Source organism: Streptomyces sp. NPDC058307 (assembly GCF_042880295.1).
Classification (GTDB): Bacteria; Actinomycetota; Actinomycetes; order Streptomycetales; family Streptomycetaceae; genus Streptomyces.
In genome coordinates this window covers 143,613-163,268 of the sequence record NZ_JBHVYZ010000005.1, presented here as the reverse complement: position 1 = coordinate 163,268, position 19,656 = coordinate 143,613, and the positions used below count along the sequence as shown (strand labels likewise).

Below are 19,656 nucleotides of genomic sequence, written 5' to 3'. Positions count from 1 at the left end.
TGTGGCAAAGAACGGTCGCTTCCGGCCGGGCGGTGGTGTCTCGGGGCGAAGGGACGGCGTCCCAGGACGAAGAACGGCGTCCGTCGAGCCGTGCGGCCCGGCAGACGCCGTCCCTCCTGTCGCGTCGGCGTCAGTTGCGGCGACCGGCGGCGGGATCCTGCACCGCGGTGTCGCGGCCATCGCCGGTGTCGCGGTCGTCGCCGGAGACCGGTGCGGGCGCGGCCGGTGTCTCCTTCGCACGGTCCGCGTGCCCGGGCCACCAGGCCGCGTGGCCGATCAGGGCGGTGATGCTGGGAGTGAAGAACATCGCCATGACGAAGGCGGCGACGGCGATGCCGAAGGAGACCGCGAAGCCCATCTCCGTGAGGAGGGCGTTGCCCGCCAGCATCATCGTGGCGAACGTCGCAGCCAGGATGAAGCCCGCCGCGGCCACCGTGGGACCCGCGTGCCGCAGCGCCATACCGGCCGCCTCACGTGGTTCGCGGCCCTCGCGGGCCTCCTCCCGCAGCCGGGCGATCATGAGGATGTTGTAGTCGGTGCCGATGGCGACCACGAAGAGATACATGATCACCGGCAGCATGAACATCAGCCCCGAGTGTCCCTGGCCCTCCTGGAAGATCCAGACCGTGGCACCGAGCGTCGCGCCGAAGCCGAGGCCCACCGACGCCATCAGGTACAAGGGCGCGACCACGCTGCGCAGCAGCAGGCCCAGGATGAGCATGATCAGGGCGGCGGCGACGGGGAAGACCGTCCGGTAGTCGTGGTTCACCGCCGTGTCGATGTCCTTGAAGATCGAGGACATGCCGCCGACCACGGCCTCGGTGCCGTCCGGGGCGTCGGAGTGCGCCACCTCACGGACCCGGCCCACCGTCTCGAGGGCCTTGTCCGTCGACGCCTCGTACTTGAGGGTGACGGTGAAGTCGACGGTCGTGCCGTCCTTGTTCTTCTGCGCCAGGCGAGAGTTCGCCACACCGTCCACGGCCCCGAGCTTCTTCACGTACCCGTCGAAGACCGTCGTGTCGATCGGCTTGCCGTCGGTGCTGGACAGGTAGACGTCGGTCGGCGCGGCGGCGCCCGCCGAGTACGCCTTCTGCATCTCGTCCTGGACGACCATCGACTCCTTGGTCTTGGGCATGGAGCCGGACGCCAGGTCGAACGTGGCGTTGTAGCCGAACGTCCCGAGCGACAGCGCGACCAGGATGAGCCCGGAGAGCCCGGCGGTGAGCGCCGGACGGTTCCGCACGCCGCGCCCCAGGGCGGCGAACCGGGCGTTCTCCGGTTCGCGTTGCCAGGACTTGGACGGCCAGAACACCTTCGGGCCGATGAGGGAGACGACGGCCGGGATCAGTGTCAGGCCCGCGATCAGGGTGACGGTGACCGCGATCGCGAGCGCCGGACCCATCTGCTTGAGGAAGCCCAGCGTCGACAGGACCAGCGCGAGGAAGGCGATGATGACCGCTCCGGCGGCGGAGGCGATGGCCTCACCGACCCGGTCGACGGCGTTGATCATGGCCTGCTTCGGTTCGTCGCCGAGACGCAGGCGTTCTCGGTAGCGGAACATCAGGAACAGGAAGTAGTCGGTGCCCACGCCGAAGAGCACCACGATCAGGATCGACGAGATCGAGCTGTTGGCCTGGAGGTCGAACAGCTTGGTGGCGTAAGCGATGAGCCCGTTGGCGATCGCCGACACCAACCCGATCGTGATCAGGGGCAGGAAGGCCAGAATCGGCGCCCGGAAGATGATCAGCAGCGTCACCAGGATGATGAGGAAGGTGCCGATGCCGATCAGCGCCTCACCGCGCTTGGACGAGTCCTGCTGGTCGAGGGCCTGGGCGGCGGAGCCGCCGAGCTTGACGTCGAGATTCGTGCCCTTGGCCAGTTGTTTGACGTCGTCGCGCAACACCTTGGCCGCGTCGGCCTGTTTCGGCTGGCCGGCGTTCTTGCTGTCCATCTGGACCAGGGTCAGGGCGTACCTGCCGTCTGAGGACGGCTGGCCGGGGACGACCTTCTGCACCTGGTCGATCTTCTTCTTGCCCAGCTCGGAGGTGATCCGGGCGACGTCCTTCTGGTCGGCGGCGGTCAGTTTGCCGCCGTCGGTGCGCTTGTACAGCGCGATCGCGGACGGGGTGAAGGCGCTGGGGAACGCCTTCTCCTGGAGTTCCGCCGCTTTGATGGACTCGTAACTTCTGGGGAGAAAACTGCTCTCGTCACTGTTCGAGGGCAGGCTCGGAGCGGTGGCCACGATCGCCACAGCTGCGATCAACCACGCAACGATCGTCCAGACGGGATGTCGGACGACAGCGTTGCCAATACTTCGGAACATGCGGAAGGTCCTCCTGGGAAGGAAGATCACCGCAGCCCGGGGAGCGGACCCTGGCATCGGCGACCCCCGGCCCGTCCCTCAGGGTCCCCCCGTTGGACCGGCCGGAATGGTTGTCTTGAGCTCTCATCGTAGAGATCAAGGATCGAGATCGCTTGACCGGGAGTCAGTTTGAACCGGGTTCTGCCGGAGCCTGGCTGGGAGCAGGCCGGAATCGTGAGTGCCTCCTCGGCGTCGTACCCGTGGATCCAGGCAGGTGGGTGCCGTTCCGGCGGGCGGGGCTGACGTGCCGGAGGCGGGTGGTGCTGGTGGTGCCAGCGTTGCTGGCGGACTCGTGCGTCCCAGGGCGGGTCGCGGCCCGTCGACGGGCCGGCCGGACAGGGGACTGGGGCGGCGGTGTCCTCGACTGCTTGGGCCGCGTCCTGAGGGAAGAACAGGGCCATCGGGTGGGCGGCATCGCCCGGCAGCGTGTCTCCGGCCCCGGCTTCACCGTCGGAGTGCCGCCCGGTCCAGCCACGCCCAGCGCCCGGCGCACCCCCTGCGCGATCCGGCCCGTCACCCCCTGGCCCCGGTCGGCGAACCCGGCCCGGAACTCCTCGACCGTGGCCGTCGCGCTCCACGAGTCGTCCGGCCCGCTCGCCCGGTCGGAGCATCCCGCTGTAGTTCTCGTCACCCGGACCCCTCTATATTTACTAGGACGTCCTACTATTTTCTCAGCCCGTGTTCTTCCGACGTGCCCCGGGAAGGCTCCGCCATGAGCGACCTGCATCGCCCCGTCCACCCCGTCCGCCTGGTCACCGCCTCGGCGCTCTTCGACGGGCACGACGCCTCGATCAACATCATGCGACGGATCTTCCAGTCGCAGGGCGCCGAAGTCATCCACCTCGGGCACAACCGATCCGTCCGCGAAGTCGTGGACGCGGCTCTCGAAGAGGACGCGCACGGCGTGGCGGTCTCGTCCTATCAGGGCGGACATGTCGAGTACTTCGAGTACCTGGTGGCCTCGCTCCGCAAGCAGGGCGCGGAGCACATCCGGGTGGTGGGCGGCGGTGGCGGGGTGATCGTGCCGGAGGAGATCGCCCGGCTCCGGGAGAGCGGGGTGACGATCTTCTCGCCCGAGGACGGCCAGCGACTGGGCCTCGCCGGGATGGTGAACACCGTCGTCAGGGACTGCGACTTCGACCTCTGGGACGGCAAGCCGGCCGACCTCACCGCGGTTCTGACCGGCGACCGTTTCGCCGTAGCCCGCGCCCTCACCGGGGCCGAACTCGGCAAGCTGTCCCCGGAGTTCCGGCAGGAGCTGCGGGCAACGGCGGCGGCGCGGCGCGTGCCGGTGCTCGGTATCACGGGCACCGGCGGCTCGGGGAAGTCGTCGCTGACCGACGAGCTGGTGCGCCGGTTCCGTGTCGACCAGCGGGACACCCTGCGCATCGCCGTGATCGCCGTCGACCCGACCCGGCGCAGGGGCGGTGGTGCGCTGCTCGGCGACCGGATCCGGATGAACTCCCTCGACGGAGACCGCGTGTTCTTCCGCAGCCTCGCCACCCGTGGCAGCCGCGAGCTGCCCGAGCACCTCTCCGACGTGATCGACGTCGTGAAGGCCGCCGGCTTCGACCTGGTGATCGTGGAGACGCCGGGCATCGGGCAGGGCGACGCGGCGATCGTGCCGTTCGTCGACGCCTCCCTGTACGTGATGACTCCGGAGTTCGGCGCGGCCTCGCAGCTCGAGAAGATCGACATGCTCGACTTCGCCGACGTCGTGGCGATCAACAAGTTCGAGCGGCGCGGTGCCAAGGACGCCCTGCGGGACGTGGGCCGCCAACTGGTCCGCAACCGCGAGGCGTTCGGTCAGCGGCCCGAGGACATGCCGGTCTACGGCACCTCCGCGGCCACCTTCAACGACGACGGCGTCACCGCACTCCACCAGCACCTCACGGCCGTTCTCGCGGAGAAGGGACTGCCGCTGCCCGAGGGCACCCTGCCGCGGGTCGACGTACGCCACTCCTCCGGTATCCGGCAGGTGGTTCCGCCGGACCGGGTGCGCTATCTCGCCGAGATCACCGAGGCCGTCCGGGCGTACCACGCCGACACCGAGCGGCTGGCCGAGGCGGCCCGGCGGGTGCAGCGCCTGGAGCTGGTCGGGGCCGAACTCGCCGACGCCGGCTCCGACCCCGCGAACGTGCACGCGCTGCTCGACGACGCCCGCACCCGCCTCCCGCACGACCTCGTCCGGCAGATCGAGGACTGGCCCGCCGTCATCGCCTCCTACTCCGGCGACGAGCAGGTCGTGAAGGTCCGCGACCGTGAGATCCGCACCAAGCTGACCCGTGAATCCCTGTCGGGCAACAAGATCCCCCGTGTCGCCCTGCCCCGCTTCACCGACCACGGCGAGCTGGTGCGGTTCTGGCGGAACGAGAACCTGCCGGGCCACTTCCCCTTCACGGCAGGGGTGTTCCCCTTCAAGCGCGACGGCGAGGACCCGGCGCGCATGTTCGCCGGCGAGGGCGACCCGTTCCGCACCAACCGCCGCTTCAAGCTCCTGTCGCAGGGCCAGCCGGCGACCCGCCTGTCCACCGCCTTCGACTCGGTGACCTTGTACGGCCGCGACCCCGACGAGCGCCCCGACATCTACGGCAAGGTCGGCACCTCCGGCGTCTCGGTGGCCACTCTGGAGGACATGAAGGCGCTCTACGACGGCTTCGACCTGGTGGCGCCCACGACCTCCGTCTCCATGACGATCAACGGACCGGCACCGGCGGTCCTGGCGTTCTTCCTCAACACCGCGATCGACCAGCAGATCGAGCGGTTCCGCGCCACCGAGGGCCGTGAGCCCGCACCGGAGGAGGCGGCCCAACTGCGGGCGCACGCGCTGGCGAACGTGCGCGGCACCGTGCAGGCCGACATCCTCAAGGAGGACCAGGGCCAGAACACCTGCCTGTTCTCCACCGAGTTCAGTCTGCGGATGATGGCCGACATCCAGGAGTGGTTCATCGCCCACCAGGTCCGCAACTTCTACTCGGTGTCCATCTCCGGCTACCACATCGCCGAAGCCGGCGCGAACCCCATCAGCCAGCTCGCCTTCACCCTCGCCAACGGCTTCACCTACGTCGAGGCGTACCTCGCGCGCGGCATGCGCGTCGACGACTTCGCCCCCAACCTGTCGTTCTTCTTCTCCAACGGCATGGACCCCGAGTACTCGGTCCTCGGCCGGGTCGCCCGCCGTATCTGGGCGGTGGCGATGAAGGAGAAGTACGGCGCGGGGGAGCGCAGCCAGAAGCTGAAGTACCACGTCCAGACCTCCGGACGCTCCCTGCACGCCCAGGAGATGGACTTCAACGACATCCGCACCACCCTCCAGGCGCTGACCGCCATCTACGACAACTGCAACAGCCTGCACACCAACGCCTACGACGAGGCCGTCACCACCCCCACCGAGGAGTCCGTACGCCGGGCCCTGGCCATCCAGCTGATCATCAACCGGGAGTGGGGCCTGGCGATGAACGAGAACCCGCTCCAGGGGTCGTTCATCATCGACGAACTCACCGACCTGGTCGAGGAGGCCGTGCTCCAGGAGTTCGAGCGGATCAGCGAACGCGGCGGCGTGCTCGGCGCGATGGAGACCGGCTACCAGCGCGGCCGCATCCAGGACGAGTCGATGCTCTACGAACAGCGCAAGCACGACGGCTCGCTGCCCCTGATCGGCGTCAACACCTTCCGCAACCCCCACGCCGACACCGCCGAACCCGGCGTCGTCGAACTCGCCCGCGCCACCGAGGAGGAGAAGCAGTCCCAGCTGGTACGCGTACGTGACTTCCACGCCCGCCACCACGAGGAGGCCCGGGCCGCCCTGGACGCCCTCAAGGAGGCGGCGGTACGCGGCGAGAACGTCTTCGCCGTACTCATGGACGCCACCCGCGTCTGCTCCCTCCAGCAGATCACCGAGGCGTTCTTCGAGGTCGGCGGCCAGTACCGCCGCAACGTCTGACCGTCCTGCGGTGAGCCTCATCCGCCGAGCGCCTCCTGTTCGGTCCCGGCCGGTGCCCGATGGCGCCGCAGCCCGGGAAGAACAGGAGGAGGGCGAGTGCCGCCACGACGGTCAGGGCGCCGCCGCCCGTCACGGTCCAGGTGACACCGAGGGCGGCGCCGACCGTGCCGTGCAGGAGGTCGCCCAGCCATGGCCCTCCGACCGCCACCACCGTGTCGATCCCCTGGAGCCGCCCGCGCATCCCGTCGGGAACGGCCGTCTGCAGCACCGTCCTCCGGAACACACCGAGCGCGAGGAGCGCGCCACCGGCCGGCGGCCGCCGTTTGCTCCGCACCATGGAGCGAGGCTGCGGGCTCCCCTTGGGGCAAGGTCAACCAACGGGGGCGAGCACCTCGGGCGCCACCTTGAGGAAGTTGCCGTTCCCCCCGGTCCCTCGCGAACAGCACCCGTGGTCGGATCGTGCGCGAAGATCCGCCGCCGCGTTCAACCCCGCGGTGACCCGGTGCTTCCCCTCACCACCAGTCGGGTCGGGACGAGGTCGGTGCCGGGTCGGCCGGTTCCGCCCGCGCGGATCTGCTGGAGCACCTTCTGGACGCAGCGATGGCCCACCTCCGCGAAGTCCTGGTGGACGGTGGTGAGCGGCGGCACGAAGAACGCCGCGTCGGGGATGTCGTCGAAACCGACCACGCTGACGTCGTACGGCACGGACAGCCCCCGCTCGTGGAACGCGCGCAGCAGACCCAGCGCCATCTGGTCGTTGGCGGCGAACACCGCCGTGCAGTCCGGCGGTTCGGCGAGCACGAGCCCGGCCGCGTAACCGGACTCGGCCGACCAGTCGCCGTACAGCGCGGGCGGCACCGGCCGCCCGGCCTCCCGCAGGACCGCACGCCAGGCCTGGGTCCGGCGCTGCCCCGCGAAGGACTCCTGGGGGCCGGTCACGTGCCACACGGTGTGATGGCCCAGGTCGAGGAGGTGCTGTACGGCCTGTCGCGCGCCGTCGGCCTGGTCGGTGTCGACCACGCTGTAGCGGTCGCCGGCGTCGGAGTCCACCACGACCACATGCACCCCGGGCGGCAGCTGCACCGTCCCGGTGTCGAGGAGATGGATCTCCATGATGACGATGACCGCGTCCACGGCCAGCTCGCCCATGCGCGTGAAGGCCCCCAGGACATTGTCCTGCGTCGGGACGTCGATGGGGATCAGGGTGATCGCGTACCCCTCGGCCGCCGCGTGTGTGGCGATCGCCTCCACCGTCCGGCTGTTGCCGGTCGAGGACAGGCTGAACAGGATCACGCCGATGGTGTTGAACTGGCCGTACCGCAGCGCCCGCGCGGCACTGTTGGGCCGGTACCCCAGTTCCCGCATCGCCGACAGCACCTGCTCGCGCGTGGAAGCGATCACCCCGGGCTGACCGTTGGCGACCCGCGAGACGGTCTGCGAGGAGACGCCCGCGAGCTTGGCCACGTCGGCCATGGACACGCGCTGCTTGCGCCGGCCTCCGGGGACACCGGAACCGCCCCGCTCCACCACTGCTGCCTCCTTCATTCGCACACGAACGTGTTGCGTGTCGCACCGGATGTTACGTGTGGGAAACCTTGACGGTCGCCGAGCCGGATGCCACGATTCCGGCGCCGTCATGTTTACGTAAACATGCTGTCATTCCGAAAGGGTTTGGTCGATGCGCAAGACCCCCGCCAGCACCCGTCGCGCCCCGAGGCTGCGTGCCTCGCTCGTCGCCCTCGCGATCGCCGCGGTCAGCGGCGCCACCCTCACCGGCAGCCCCGCCTCCGCCGCCGCGCCGACCACCGACACGACCCAGTTCAAGGGCGTCAACTGGGCCGACCCGCGCGACAACTTCGCCGACGACGAGCTCCAGTTGTCGGGCCTGTCGACCTCCGACACCTACGCCCAGACGTACACCAAGGCGAGCCGCATCATCTCGGCGTTCCGCGCGAACCTCGGCGCCAACACCGTCCGGCTGCCGATCAACCCGTACACCGTCAACGGCTCCTACTGGAAGTCGTACCGGGGCGTCATCGACGCCGCGACGGCCCACGGCTTCAAGGTCATCGTGTCCTACTGGGAGGGCACGGGCGACCGCAAGGACGGCTTCATCGACGACGAGGCCACCTACTGGCCGATGTGGAACACCGTCGTCAAGGCCTACAAGAACAACTCCCGGGTCTACTTCGAGCCGATGAACGAGCCGCACGGCTACACCGACGCCCAGTGGGCCGACATCGCCGCGAAGTGGCTGGACACCTACAAGTCGGTGCCGCGCAACCGCGTCTTCGTCAGCGGCGCCGGCTACAACGACCACGTCACCACCGTCTGCGCCGACCCGCGCCTGAAGGGCACCTACCTGTCGCTGCACCACTACGGTTTCTGGAAGTCGTACGCCACCTACGACGAGTGGGTGGCCGACCTGAAGGTCCGCATCGGCGACTGCGCCAACCGGACCGTGGCGGACGAGTTCGGCGCGCCGATGACGACCGGTCTGAACTACAACGTGAAGACCCCGGACGACAACTTCGTCAACTTCATCCAGGCCGTCACGGACACCTTCCGCGAGCTGAAGATGGGTTCGGTGTACTGGCCGGGCCTGCGCACCGACGACATCTACTCGGTGCAGAAGCTCGTCGGCCCGGCCAACCGCCCGTGGCTGCAGACCACCAACCAGTCGGGCGCCGACCGCCTCGCCTGGGCCTGGGGCCGCGGCAAGCCCGTCAAGGGCTGACCCGTTCCCCGGCGGCCGCGGTGCCTTCGGGTACCGCGGCCGGCCGCTGTCCACGGTGGCTGTTCGGACATGGCCGACTCGCGCCCTTCCCACGCCCTCCCGCACTGCCCAGACTCCTGGACAGGGACACCGGGGGGGGTACGGCCGCTCGCAGACGGCGGGCGCTGAGGATCAAGTGGGGCGAGCGAGGCGGCGCGGTGGCGCTGGTCCTCCTGGTGGTGTTCTGGGCGAGCGTGTGGCCGTATCTGTTGGGTTTCCTGCTGGTCGGTGTCGTCGGCACGATCGGCTGGCGGCTGTGGCGGACGGACCGGCTTCTGCGCGGCCGGGACCGGCGCTGGCGCGAGGAGGACGCGGTGGAGGCGGGCCGCCGGACTCTCGCCGAGGTGGACGTCATGACGGGCACCGAGTTCGAGGAACTGGTCGCCGCGCTGTGCCGGCGGGACGGGTGCACCGAGGTCCGCCGAGTGGGCGGCGCGGGTGACAACGGCGCCGATGTCCTCGGGCGGCTGCCGGACGGCCGGACGATGGTCGTCCAGTGCAAGCGGTACGCACCGAGCAGGGCGATCCCGAACCGCGAGCTGCGCGATCTGCTGGGCGCCCGGGTGCACTTCCGCACCGACGTGGCCGTCTTCGTGACGACCTCGCGCTTCACCGGCCCCTCCGAGAGGTTCGCGCTGGAGCACGGCATCCTCGCCGTGCACCGCGACCTCCTCGGCCTGTGGAACAACGGGGCCTCCCTCGTGTCACTGGGCGAGGTGAACGGCAGGGGCCAGGGGGACGCACGGCATCGGGCCCGCTGGAAGAAGGCGTACGGCGGCTAGGGGACCCGTCCCGAGGAGACGCAGGTCACATCTGTACCTGTCACAATCCGCCGGTCCATCCAGTCATAGGTGTGTAGCCATCGACAACGGCAGAAGGAGCACACCATGGAAGCCCGACTCGACGTCTTCGCCAGCCCGCTGGCCGGCAAGCTGCTGAAGCACTTCGCCTCCGCGGGCAAGGTGGTCTCGGACTCGGGACTGCCGGTGACGACCCAGGAACTGGTGAAGATCCGCGCGAGCCAGATCAACGGCTGCGGGTTCTGCCTCGACATGCACACCAAGGAGGCCGCCGCCGCGGGCGAGACCGCGCAGCGCCTCCACATGGTCGCCGCGTGGCGTGAGGCCAAGGTCTTCACGGAGGCCGAGCGGGCCGCGCTGGAGCTGGCGGAGCAGGGCACCCGCCTCGCCGACGGGACCGGCGTCCCGGACGAGGTCTGGGAGAACGCGGCCAAGCACTACGACGAGGACCAGCTCCTCGCCCTGGTCTCCCTGATCGCCGTCATCAACGCCTTCAACCGGCTGAACGTCATGACCCAGCAGCCGGCCGGCGACTACGTGGTCGGTCAGTTCGGCTGATCGTGAGGACCTGATCTGAGGACCGGGTGACCGGCCAGGGGGCTGCAGACCCCTGGCCCGACCCCACGGCCTCAGCCGGTCAGCGGGTAGTGACAGGCCACCTGACGGCCGGAGGCGTTCGCCGTGAGCCGCGGGCGTTCCACCGCACACAGCTCCCGGGCGTACGGGCAGCGCGTGCGGAACGGGCACCCCGTCGGCTTGTCCGCCGGACTGGGCACCTCACCGGTCAGCACGATGCGCTCCCGGGGCGGTCCGTCCTCCGCGAGCGTCCCGTCGTCGATGTCCGGTACCGCCGACAGCAGGGCCTGCGTGTACGGATGGGCCGGGTCCGAGTACAACGCCTCCGTTCCGGCGAGCTCGACGATCTCACCGAGATACATGACGGCGATCCGGTCGGACACATGACGGACCACACCGAGATCGTGCGCGATGAAGACGTACGTGAGGCCGAAATCGTCCTGGAGGTCGGCGAACAGGTTCAGCACCTGCGCCTGGATCGACACATCCAGCGCGGACACCGGCTCGTCGGCCACGATCAGCTTCGGATTCGTCGCCAAGGCGCGTGCGATGCCGATGCGTTGGCGCTGACCGCCGGAGAACTCGTGCGGGTAGCGGTCCAGATGGGCCGCCGCCAGTCCTGCGACGTCGAAGAGTTCCCGGACCCTGCGGCGGACCGCGGTCGCGTTGCCGTACCGGTGCACGAGCAGCGGCTCGGCCACGATGTCCCCGGCGCGACGGCGGGGGTTGAGCGAGGCCTGCGGGTCCTGGAAGACCAGTTGCATGCCCGGGCGTACCGGGCGCAGCCGGCGCGCGGACAGCGTGGAGATGTCCTGACCGTCGAACTCGACGCGCCCGCCCGTGAGTTCGGTGAGCCGGACCAGGCACCGGCCGAGCGTGGACTTGCCGCAGCCGGACTCCCCGACCACGCCGAGGGTTTCGCCGCCGCGCACCGCAAGGGAGACCCCGTCGACGGCACGCAGCACCTGGCGTCTGCCCCGCACGGGGTAGTGCTTGGTGACGTCCGTGGCCCTCAGGAGGACCTCTCCGGCGGTCGGTGCGTCCGTGTCCACCGCCACGATGTCCTGTGCCGTCACGACGCCGCCTCCGTGTCTCTCGCGCTCACTCTCAGGCCGGCCCGGTCGCCGGACGGCAGCCAGCAGGCGTCGAGGTGGGTGTCACCCGACAGAACGGGCCGCTCCTCGCACCGGTCGTGCCGCAGCCGGCAGCGCGGCGCGAACGCGCACCCCTCCGGGATGCCACCCGGTGCGACCGGCACGCCCGCGATGGTGGGCAGCCGCCGCAGCCGGGGACCGCCCACCCGGGGCACCGAGTCGAGCAGACCCCAGGTGTACGGGTGTCGCGGACCGTGGAACACCGCCCGCCGCGGGCCCTCCTCGGCCGCCCGGCCGCCGTACATGACCAGGACCCGGTCGGCGATCTGGGAGACCACGCCCATGTCGTGGGTGATGAGCACCATCGCGGAGCCCCCTCGGTTGAGTTCCCGCACCAGGTCGAGGATCTGGGCCTGGACCGTGACGTCCAGTGCCGTCGTCGGCTCGTCGGCGATCAGCAGTGAGGGGCTGCAGGACAGCGCCATCGCGATGACCGCGCGCTGCCGCATTCCGCCGGAGAACTCGTGCGGATAGGCGTTCACCCGCGAGGCCGCGTCGGGGATGCCGACGTCCGAGAGCAGCCGGACGGCACGCGTGTGTGCCTCCTTGCGGGAGACCTGTTCGTGCGCCCGGATCGCCTCGGCGATCTGCCAGCCCACCGTGTACACCGGGGTCAGCGCGGTCATCGGGTCCTGGAACACCATCGCGATCTCCCGGCCCCGCACCGCACGCATCTCCCGGTCGGGCAGAGTGAGCAAGTCCCGTCCACGGAAGAGGACTTCACCCGACACACTCACGTTCGGGCTGGTCAGCAGCCGCAGCACGGCGAGCATCGACACGCTCTTGCCGGAGCCCGACTCGCCCACCACGCCCAGGACTTCGCCGGGAGCGACCGAGAAGGAGAGACCGTCCACGGCCGTGACGAGGCCCTGGCGGGTGCGGAAGCGGACGCGCAGGTCACGTACGTCCATCAGTGGTTCAGGCATGGCGGGCCCTCGGGTCGAGTCGCGCGTACAGGATGTCCACCAGGGCGTTGGCGAGGACCACGAAGAACGCCGCGTACAGCACCGTGCCCATGATCACGGGCAGGTCCAGGTTCTGCAGCGCGTCGAAGGTGAGCTTGCCGATGCCGGGCAGACCGAAGACCACCTCGGTCAGGAGCGCGGCCCCGCCGACGAGCGCGCCGAAGTCCAGGCCGAACAGCGACACGATCGGGATCAGCGAGCAGCGCAGGGCGTGCCGGAGCAGGATCCGCCGCTCCGGCAGGCCCTTGGCGCGGGCCGTACGGACGTAGTCCTCGTTCAGCGCGGTGACGACCTCGCCGCGCAGCAGCCGGGCGTAGATCCCGGCGTACAGCAGGGCGAGCGTCAGCCAGGGGAAGAGCATGTGCAGCGCCCACTGGCCGGGGTCCTGGCCGAGACCGACGTAGCCGGGCGGGGGCACCCAGGAGAAGACCGAGTCGTGCAGCTGTTTCTGGGTGAGGAGGTTGACGACCTCGCCGAGCCAGTAGGCCGGGAGCGAGACGCCGACCACGCCCACCAGCATGATCAGCGGGTCGGCTGCCCGGCCGCGCAGCGCCGCCGCGGCCGTGCCCATGAGGATGCCGGCCGTCATCCAGATCAGGGCCGCGCCGATGACCAGGGACAGGGTCACGGGGGTGGCCTGGATGATCTGCGGGATTACCCGGGAGCCGCGGTTGACGAACGACTCCAGATCACGGTCGACCAGCAGGTGACGCATCATCAGCAGATAGCGGACCGGCATCGGCCGGTCCAGGCCGAAGGAGTGCCGCACCTGGGCGAGGGTGGCCGGGTCGGCGTTGCGGCCCGCGATGCGTGCCGCCGGGTCGACGCCCGGGGTGGCGAAGAAGATCAGGAACACCAGCACGCTGATCGCGAACATCACCAGCAGGGCCGAGCCGAAGCGCTTGAGGGCGAAGACGAGCATGGTCACACCCCTCCGCGCAGCCGGGCACTCGGGTCGAGCGCGTCACGCACCCCGTCGCCGAGGACGTTGAGCGCGGCCGTGGTCAGGGCGATCAGCAGACCGGGCGCGATCGTCACGGCGGGCCGGGTGTAGAGGAGCCCCAGACCGTCTTCGATGATCGTGCCCCAGCTGGCGTCGGGCGGCTGGACGCCGACGGACAGGAAGGACAGCGCCGACTCGGTGAGCATGGCGAGCGCGGTCATCAGCGGGACGAACACGATCGCCGTCGGCACCACGTTCGGCAGCACCTCCCGGCGCAGGATGCGCGAGGTGGGCGCGCCGGAGCCGACGGCCGCCTGGATGTACTCCTTGTTGCGCAGCACCAGCACCTGACCGCGCAACGGCCGTGCGATGTACGGCACATAGATCGCCGCGATGATCGTGACGGGCAGCCAGAGGCTTCCCGCGTCGACGGTGACCGGGCCCAGCTCGAGACCGTTGGTGAGCAGGACCACCGACAGGCAGATGGCCAGCAGATAGACCGGGAACGCCCAGACGACGTCCAGGACCCGCGAGATGACGGCGTCCACGATCCCGCCCGCGTACCCGGCGACGACCCCCACGGCCGTACCGACGACGCAGGTCAGCAGCGCCGCCGTGAACCCGATGAACAGGCTCGTACGGCCGCCGTACAGCAGCCGGGCCAGCACGTCCCGGCCCTGGTTGTCGGCGCCGAGGAAGTAGTGGGCGGGGTCCCAGGTCGGGCCGATCGGCGTGACGCCGAGTCCGAGGCCGGTGCTGCTCGGGGTGAGCACCGGCACGGTCTTTCCGGCCACGACCGTGGTGCCGGAGACATGGGACTGGAAGGGGTCGGTGTGGGCGATGTGGTCCGCGTAGAGCGGGGCGCACAGGCTCGCCAGCACGACGAGGAGCAGGACCGCGGCGGCGGCCAGTGCCGTCCGGTTGCGCAGCAGGTCGCCGGCGGCGGTCCGCCAGGGGCCCGGCGAGCGCCGGGCCCCTGGCGACGGGGAGAGGGTCACTTCACCCACAACTGCCCGACCAGCATGTAGAACTGCTTGCTGAACCGGTAGTCGCCGACCCGCGTCGACGTGAAGTCGATCAGCTTCGGGTTGATCAGCGGTACCACCGGCGACTGGCCCATGACCGCTTGGTCGATGGCCCCCCACTGCTTGTCGGCGCTCGCCTTGTCGGTCTGCGAGGTCTTCAGAGCCGCCTGCATCGTGGCGTCGACACCCTTGTCGCAGAACCCGGAGATGTTGATGCTGGAGTCGCTGCCGGGGTGGTAACTCGCGCAGGAGAGCAGCACGTTGAGGAAGTCGGAGGCCGCGGGATAGTCCTGGTACCAGGACGTCAGGGCGAGTTGCACCTTGTTCTTGGTGTTCTGGATGTAGGTGAACTGGATGTTCGCCGACAGCGGCTTGAGCGTGGCCTTGTAGCCGAGCTGGGTGAGCAGGCTCTGCAGGTACTGCCCGATCGACTTGTTGACGTCGTCGTCCTGGACGACGATGCCGACCTCCTGCCCCGCGGTGCCGGACTGCTTCACCAGCGCCTTGGCCTTGGCGAGGTCAGCGGCCTGCCAGGTCGTCCCGCCGCCCTTGGTGTAGTCGCAGGAGTCGACGTGTCCGGGGAAGCCGGGCGGCAGGACCGTGCACGCGGGAGAGGCGAGGTTGGTGCCGCCGTACAGCCGCACCACGGCGGACCGGTCCACGGCCCAGTTGATCGCCTGACGCGCCGACTTGTTGTTGAAGGGAGCCATATTGACGTTGAGCGTCGCGTACCAGAACGCCGTCAGCGGGCTCACATGCGCCCGCGAGGCGTACTTGGTGCCGATCTCGTTGAGACGGTCGGCGGGCGGCGCGTCGAACATCCAGTCCGCCTGGCCGTTCTCGACGGCGGTCACCTCGGACTCGACGGTCTGGCCGAAGGTGTAGTCGATGGCGTCGGGATAGCCCTGCGGCTCCGCCTGCCGTGACCACTCCTTGAAGTGCGGGTTGCGGACCAGCTTGAGCGCCCGGTTGGGGTCGTACGACGTCGCCGTGTACGGCCCGGTCGACGGCAGCGGCCTGGTCCCGGCGTCCTTCGTCGGCGAGTCCTTCGGTACGACGACGGCGTGCGGGACGGCCAGTTTGTACTCGAACTCAGGGTCCGCGGCCGTCAGGTTGATCGTGACCGTGTTGGCCTTGGCGTCACCGATCACGCCCTTGGACAGGGTGCAGGAGGCGGGTGCCTTCAGACAGGCGTCGGCGCCGACGATGCCGTTGTAGAAGGTGCCCGCGGTGGGGCTGGAGACCTTGAAGATGCGCTGGAAGGAGGCCACCACGTCATCGGTGGTGAGGGCTTTGCCGTTGGAGAAGGTGATGCCCTTGCGGAGCGTGAAGGTGTAGGTCTTGCCGCCGTTGGTCACCTTCGGCATGGCCGTGGCCAGGTCGGGGACGACGGTGAAGGACTCCTGTCCGTCGACCTTCTTGAAGGCGAGCAGCCCGTCGTACATCGACTGGAACAACTGCCAGTACTGGAGCGTGTAGTTGACCTGTGGGTCGAAGCTGCCCGCGGCCGCGTGGGCGACGAGCTTGAGGGTGCCGCCCTTGTGCTGCGTCTGGAACGCGGAGGACCCGGAGCCGGAAGCGCTCGGGCCGGAGGAGGAGCCCGGGTCGGAGGAGGACGAACAGGCGGCCGCGGTGAGCGTGAGGGCGACGGTGGCGGCGGCGAGCGCGACCCGTCTGGTGGTGTGGGACATGGCTGGGAACTCCCGGGTCGGTCAGTCGGTGGAGTCGAGGAACTCGCCGACGACCCGGAGGTAGAGGTCCTCCTCCTCGACGTGCGGCATGTGGCTCGAATGCTCGAACATGTGCCAGCGCACATCGGGGATGAGGTCGGCGAAGGGGCGGAGGGTCTCGGGAGTCGCCTCGTCGAAGCGCCCGGACACCAGCAGCGTCGGCACCTCGATCAGGTGGAGCCGGTCTATGACCGACCAGTCCTTGAGGGTGCCGACGACATGGAACTCGTTCGGGCCGTTCATCGTGTGGTACACGGTCGGATCGGCCGCGATGTTGTCCCACGTGGCCTGCACCTCCGGCGGGTTGGGTGTCAGACGGCACACATGGCGTTCGTTGAAGACCTGTTCGGCTGCCCGGTAGTCGGGGTGGTCCGTGGTCCCGGCCGCCTCGTGGGCGTGCAGGGTGTGCTGGACCTCGTCCGGTAGTTCGGCCCGCAGTTCGGCGGCCGCCTTGAGCCACAGCCGCATGGACGCGGGGGAGTTGGCGATGACCAGTCCCCGCAGCCCGGCCGGGCGGCGGACCGCGTGCTCGGCGGCGAGCATGCCACCCCAGGACTGACCGAGGATGTGGTAGCCGTCGGCGATGCCCAACTCCGCGAGGAGGTTGTCGAGTTCGTCGAGGAAGAGCTGGACGGTCCAGAAGTCGGCGCCCTTGCCGGGCAGATGGGTGGAGAACCCGGTGCCGAGCTGGTCGTAGTGGATCACGGGGCGGCCCTGCTCGGAGATGCCCGCGATGCTGAGCGTGTAGTGGTGGCCGGCGCCGGGGCCGCCGTGCAGGACGACCAGGGGTGTCCTGCCCGGTTCGCCCGTGATCCGGTACCAGGTGGAATGGCCGTTGAAGTCGACGGTTCCGGTGTGCTTCGGTTCGGGGATCGCCACGGGGAAGCCTCCCAGACCGGTCGGAACCAGCCGACCGCTGTCTGAAAATCGTTGGGATGTGACGGATGGATGCGATAGTGAGGGGGCAAAAGGTCAGTCCACAAGACCTTTTGGCGGGGTGAGGGAAAGAAGTAACAGCGGGTTCACGTGGCCCGTGCGCGTTTACACATACGACGACTTGCGGGAGGACAACTGACATCCGCACCTGAACCAGGCGACGAGTTCTCGCGCGTCCTCGACCGTGTCCTGCTCGGCGACGGCCCGTCGTCCTCGCTGCGTCCGGTCCGGGTGAACTCGGCGGTCGACGAGGTCGCCGACCGGCTGCTCACCGCGATCGCCGTCGGGGACTTCCTGCCCGGCGAGCGGCTGCCCGCCGAACGCGAACTCACCGCGCTGCTGCGCGTCAGCCGCCCCACCGTGCGCGAGGCGGTCGCCCGCCTCCTGGCGTTGGGCGTCATCGAGATCCGCCGGGGCCGCAGCGGCGGAGCGTTCGTCCGTGACAGCTGGACCGAGTCCTCCGGCGCCGCGGTCCGCCGTACGCTGCTGCCCCGCTGGGAGGAGTTCGAGCAACTCTTCGACCTGCGCGGGCTGGTGGAGGGCATGGTGGCCGCGACGGCCGCCCGGCGCCGGCGCCCCGAGGACCTGGAGCCGATGCGCGAGGCCCTCACGGCACATCTCTCCGCCGCCACACCCCGTGAGGAGCAGGCCGCAGACAGCGCGTTCCACCGGGCGATCTGCGCGGCCACCCACAATCCGCAGATCGCCCAGCTCAGCCGGGACCTGCTGACCAGGGTCAGCCTGGGCTTCCCGATCGAGCCCTGGGGCAAGGGCGAGCGCTCCCACCACGAACAGGCAGGTCACGGGCACACGGCGCTCTACGAGGCCGTCGCGGCGGGCGAGCCGGAGCGCGCGGAGGGGATAGCCCGGGAGCACTTCATGATCAGCGCCGACATGATCCGGGAGGTCCTGGCCCGGGTACGGGCGGCCGAACCTCCCTGACCCGGGCTACACCTCCCGGTGATCGATCCCCAGCAGACTCGCCGCGGCCCCGAAATCGGCGCCGTGGTGACCCACCGCCAGCGACCAGTGGTGCCCGACCCCCGTCGCGCTCCACGCGTCCACCCATTCGCCGGGGTCCCGGCCGAAGTCGACCCTGCTGGTGGTGTTGCCGATCTCCAGCAGTGGCCCGGGGACGACCGTGCCCTCGGAGGTGATGAACGACAGGCTGCCGTCGGCGTCCTGGCCGAGGCCCAGCAGGGTCACGGGGCCGTGCCGGACGTCGAACTCCACGCTGACACCCCAGCCACGCTTGCCGTGGTAGACACCGAGGCCGCGCAGCAGCGGATCGCGTGCGCTCAGCGCGAGGTGGGCGGGTCCGTCGTGGCCCATCTCCACCACCCCGTCCTCGAAGTTCAGCGCCTGGATCTCCGTGAAGGAGCCCCCGGCGCCGACGCTCTGCGAGGCCAACTGGGCAAGACTGGTGCGCAGTTCGAACTCACCGGCCGCGGGCACACCCCGGGCGGTGAGCAGCGAGGCGCCCAGGATCATGCCCGCGCCGAGCCGCTCGTGCTGCTCGCCGTCGAGCCCCCGGTGGTAGTACGCGAGGGTGTCGAGGCCGAAGTCCTCCACCAGCCGGTCGAGAGCCACCGACACGGTCGCGCCCCACGCGAAGTCCTCGTCCACCACGCTGTCGTCGACGGTGAAGATCCGGCGGGCGAGCTCCACCCGCTCCCGGGTCTGCGCCTCGGTCACCTTCTCCACCCGGTGCCGCAGATCGTCGAACTCCAGCACCTCGACGTGCGAGCCGAACGTCGCCGACAGCAGCGTCGGATCGGTCTGTACGTCGAGCATCCCGGGATACACATGCCCCATGAGCCCGTGCCGGGCGTGCCGGAGCGCGGCCCGGACGTGCGCGGCCCGCACCCACCGCTCGATGCGCCGCCAGGCCGACTCCTGCCGCAGCCAGCCCGACACCGACCGGAACGGGATACCGGCCCGGCGGAAGACGTTTCCGACCTCCGGCACGGAGCACTGCGAGCAGTACGCCAGCCAGTTGCCGGTGTCGAAGGAGGCGTGGTCCATCCGCTCGGACGGCTGGAGGTCGACGACCAGCACCGGTGTGTGCGTGCGCTGCGCGATCGGCAGCACCATCGACGAGGTCAGGTAGGTCGTCAGGAACAGCACGATCAGATCGCAGTCCACCTGCCGGAGCCGTTCGGCGGCGGCCGCGCCCTCCTGTGCGTCGGAGACGAACCCGGCGTCCGTCACCTCCGCGTCCAACTGCCCCAGCCGCTCGGCGACATAGGCCGCCGACTGCTTCAACTGGGGCAGCAGTCCGGGGAACTGCGGCCAGTACGTGCCGAGCCCGCCGGAGACCAGTCCGATCCGCGGGCGGCGCCGGGTCACGGGCGGGAGCAACTCGCCCAGACCGGGCCCCCGTTCACCGGCGTACGTCGTGGTGGATTCGGTCGTCGCCATGGTCGGCGCTCCTTCGGGATTCGGT

The 19,656-nt window shown here is 69.7% G+C and carries 15 protein-coding genes; 5 read left to right on the top strand and 10 right to left on the bottom strand.

Going from position 1 to position 19,656, the window contains the following annotated elements; genetic code table 11:
* Positions 1–130: 130 nt before the first annotated feature.
* Positions 131–2,323 carry an MMPL family transporter gene (locus ACFVYN_RS06200; protein ID WP_389993210.1) on the bottom strand — a complete coding sequence of 731 codons (2,193 nt, stop codon included), beginning with the start codon at positions 2,321–2,323 and terminating at the stop codon, positions 131–133.
* Between the two features lie 751 nt (positions 2,324–3,074).
* On the opposite strand from ACFVYN_RS06200, the gene icmF reads away from it, so the two are divergent.
* Positions 3,075–6,305 carry a fused isobutyryl-CoA mutase/GTPase IcmF gene (gene icmF, locus ACFVYN_RS06195; RefSeq protein ID WP_389993207.1) on the top strand — a complete coding sequence of 1,077 codons (3,231 nt, stop codon included), beginning with the start codon at positions 3,075–3,077 and terminating at the stop codon, positions 6,303–6,305.
* On the opposite strand, the gene ACFVYN_RS06190 is transcribed toward icmF, so the two are convergent.
* Together ACFVYN_RS06190 and ACFVYN_RS06185 are read right to left on the bottom strand one after the other, a co-directional pair.
* Positions 6,256–6,642: a hypothetical protein gene (locus tag ACFVYN_RS06190; protein WP_389993204.1), complete on the bottom strand. Its 387-nt coding sequence runs from the start codon at positions 6,640–6,642 to the stop codon at positions 6,256–6,258. The two genes, icmF and ACFVYN_RS06190, sit on opposite strands and share 50 nt — an antisense overlap.
* Before the next feature lie 146 nt (positions 6,643–6,788).
* Positions 6,789–7,850: a LacI family DNA-binding transcriptional regulator gene (locus tag ACFVYN_RS06185; protein ID WP_389993202.1), complete on the bottom strand. Its 1,062-nt coding sequence runs from the start codon at positions 7,848–7,850 to the stop codon at positions 6,789–6,791.
* Between the two features lie 133 nt (positions 7,851–7,983).
* On the opposite strand from ACFVYN_RS06185, the gene ACFVYN_RS06180 reads away from it, so the two are divergent.
* From ACFVYN_RS06180 to ACFVYN_RS06170, 3 genes are all read left to right on the top strand, one after another.
* Complete coding sequence (locus ACFVYN_RS06180) at positions 7,984–9,042, top strand: glycoside hydrolase family 5 protein (protein ID WP_389993199.1); 1,059 nt, start codon at positions 7,984–7,986, stop codon at positions 9,040–9,042.
* 197 nt (positions 9,043–9,239) lie between these two features.
* The gene (locus ACFVYN_RS06175) at positions 9,240–9,863 is read left to right on the top strand and encodes a restriction endonuclease (RefSeq protein ID WP_389993197.1); all 624 of its coding nucleotides are present in this window, start codon (positions 9,240–9,242) and stop codon (positions 9,861–9,863) included.
* Between the two features lie 105 nt (positions 9,864–9,968).
* On the top strand, positions 9,969–10,439 hold the full coding sequence (locus ACFVYN_RS06170; RefSeq protein WP_389993194.1) for a carboxymuconolactone decarboxylase family protein: 471 nt from the start codon (positions 9,969–9,971) through the stop codon (positions 10,437–10,439).
* A 71-nt stretch (positions 10,440–10,510) separates the two neighbouring features.
* Here the strand turns inward: ACFVYN_RS06170 and ACFVYN_RS06165 are convergent, their stop codons facing one another.
* Genes ACFVYN_RS06165 through ACFVYN_RS06140 form a run of 6 tightly spaced genes read right to left on the bottom strand, consistent with a single transcriptional unit; the run spans position 10,511 to position 17,153 of the window.
* Positions 10,511–11,533, bottom strand: coding sequence for an ABC transporter ATP-binding protein (locus ACFVYN_RS06165; RefSeq protein ID WP_389993191.1), 1,023 nt, complete (start codon positions 11,531–11,533; stop codon positions 10,511–10,513).
* Positions 11,530–12,537, bottom strand: coding sequence for an ABC transporter ATP-binding protein (locus tag ACFVYN_RS06160; RefSeq protein WP_389993189.1), 1,008 nt, complete (start codon positions 12,535–12,537; stop codon positions 11,530–11,532). Before ACFVYN_RS06160 ends, ACFVYN_RS06165 begins: the two co-directional genes overlap by 4 nt.
* Positions 12,530–13,498, bottom strand: coding sequence for an ABC transporter permease (locus tag ACFVYN_RS06155; RefSeq protein WP_389993186.1), 969 nt, complete (start codon positions 13,496–13,498; stop codon positions 12,530–12,532). Before ACFVYN_RS06155 ends, ACFVYN_RS06160 begins: the two co-directional genes overlap by 8 nt.
* A 2-nt stretch (positions 13,499–13,500) precedes the next feature.
* Positions 13,501–14,517, bottom strand: coding sequence for an ABC transporter permease (locus tag ACFVYN_RS06150; RefSeq protein ID WP_389993184.1), 1,017 nt, complete (start codon positions 14,515–14,517; stop codon positions 13,501–13,503).
* Entirely contained in the window at positions 14,514–16,235 is a 1,722-nt protein-coding gene (locus ACFVYN_RS06145; RefSeq protein ID WP_389993181.1) for an ABC transporter substrate-binding protein, read from the bottom strand. Before ACFVYN_RS06145 ends, ACFVYN_RS06150 begins: the two co-directional genes overlap by 4 nt.
* 21 nt (positions 16,236–16,256) lie before the next feature.
* Positions 16,257–17,153 carry a proline iminopeptidase-family hydrolase gene (locus ACFVYN_RS06140; RefSeq protein WP_389993179.1) on the bottom strand — a complete coding sequence of 299 codons (897 nt, stop codon included), beginning with the start codon at positions 17,151–17,153 and terminating at the stop codon, positions 16,257–16,259.
* Between the two features lie 288 nt (positions 17,154–17,441).
* Between ACFVYN_RS06140 and ACFVYN_RS06135 the strand changes: the two genes are divergently transcribed.
* The gene (locus tag ACFVYN_RS06135) at positions 17,442–18,152 is read left to right on the top strand and encodes a FadR/GntR family transcriptional regulator (RefSeq protein WP_389993176.1); all 711 of its coding nucleotides are present in this window, start codon (positions 17,442–17,444) and stop codon (positions 18,150–18,152) included.
* Positions 18,153–18,158: 6 nt separating this feature from the next.
* On the opposite strand, the gene ACFVYN_RS06130 is transcribed toward ACFVYN_RS06135, so the two are convergent.
* The gene (locus ACFVYN_RS06130) at positions 18,159–19,631 is read right to left on the bottom strand and encodes an arabinose isomerase (protein WP_389993174.1); all 1,473 of its coding nucleotides are present in this window, start codon (positions 19,629–19,631) and stop codon (positions 18,159–18,161) included.
* Between the last annotated feature and the right edge of the window lie 25 nt (positions 19,632–19,656).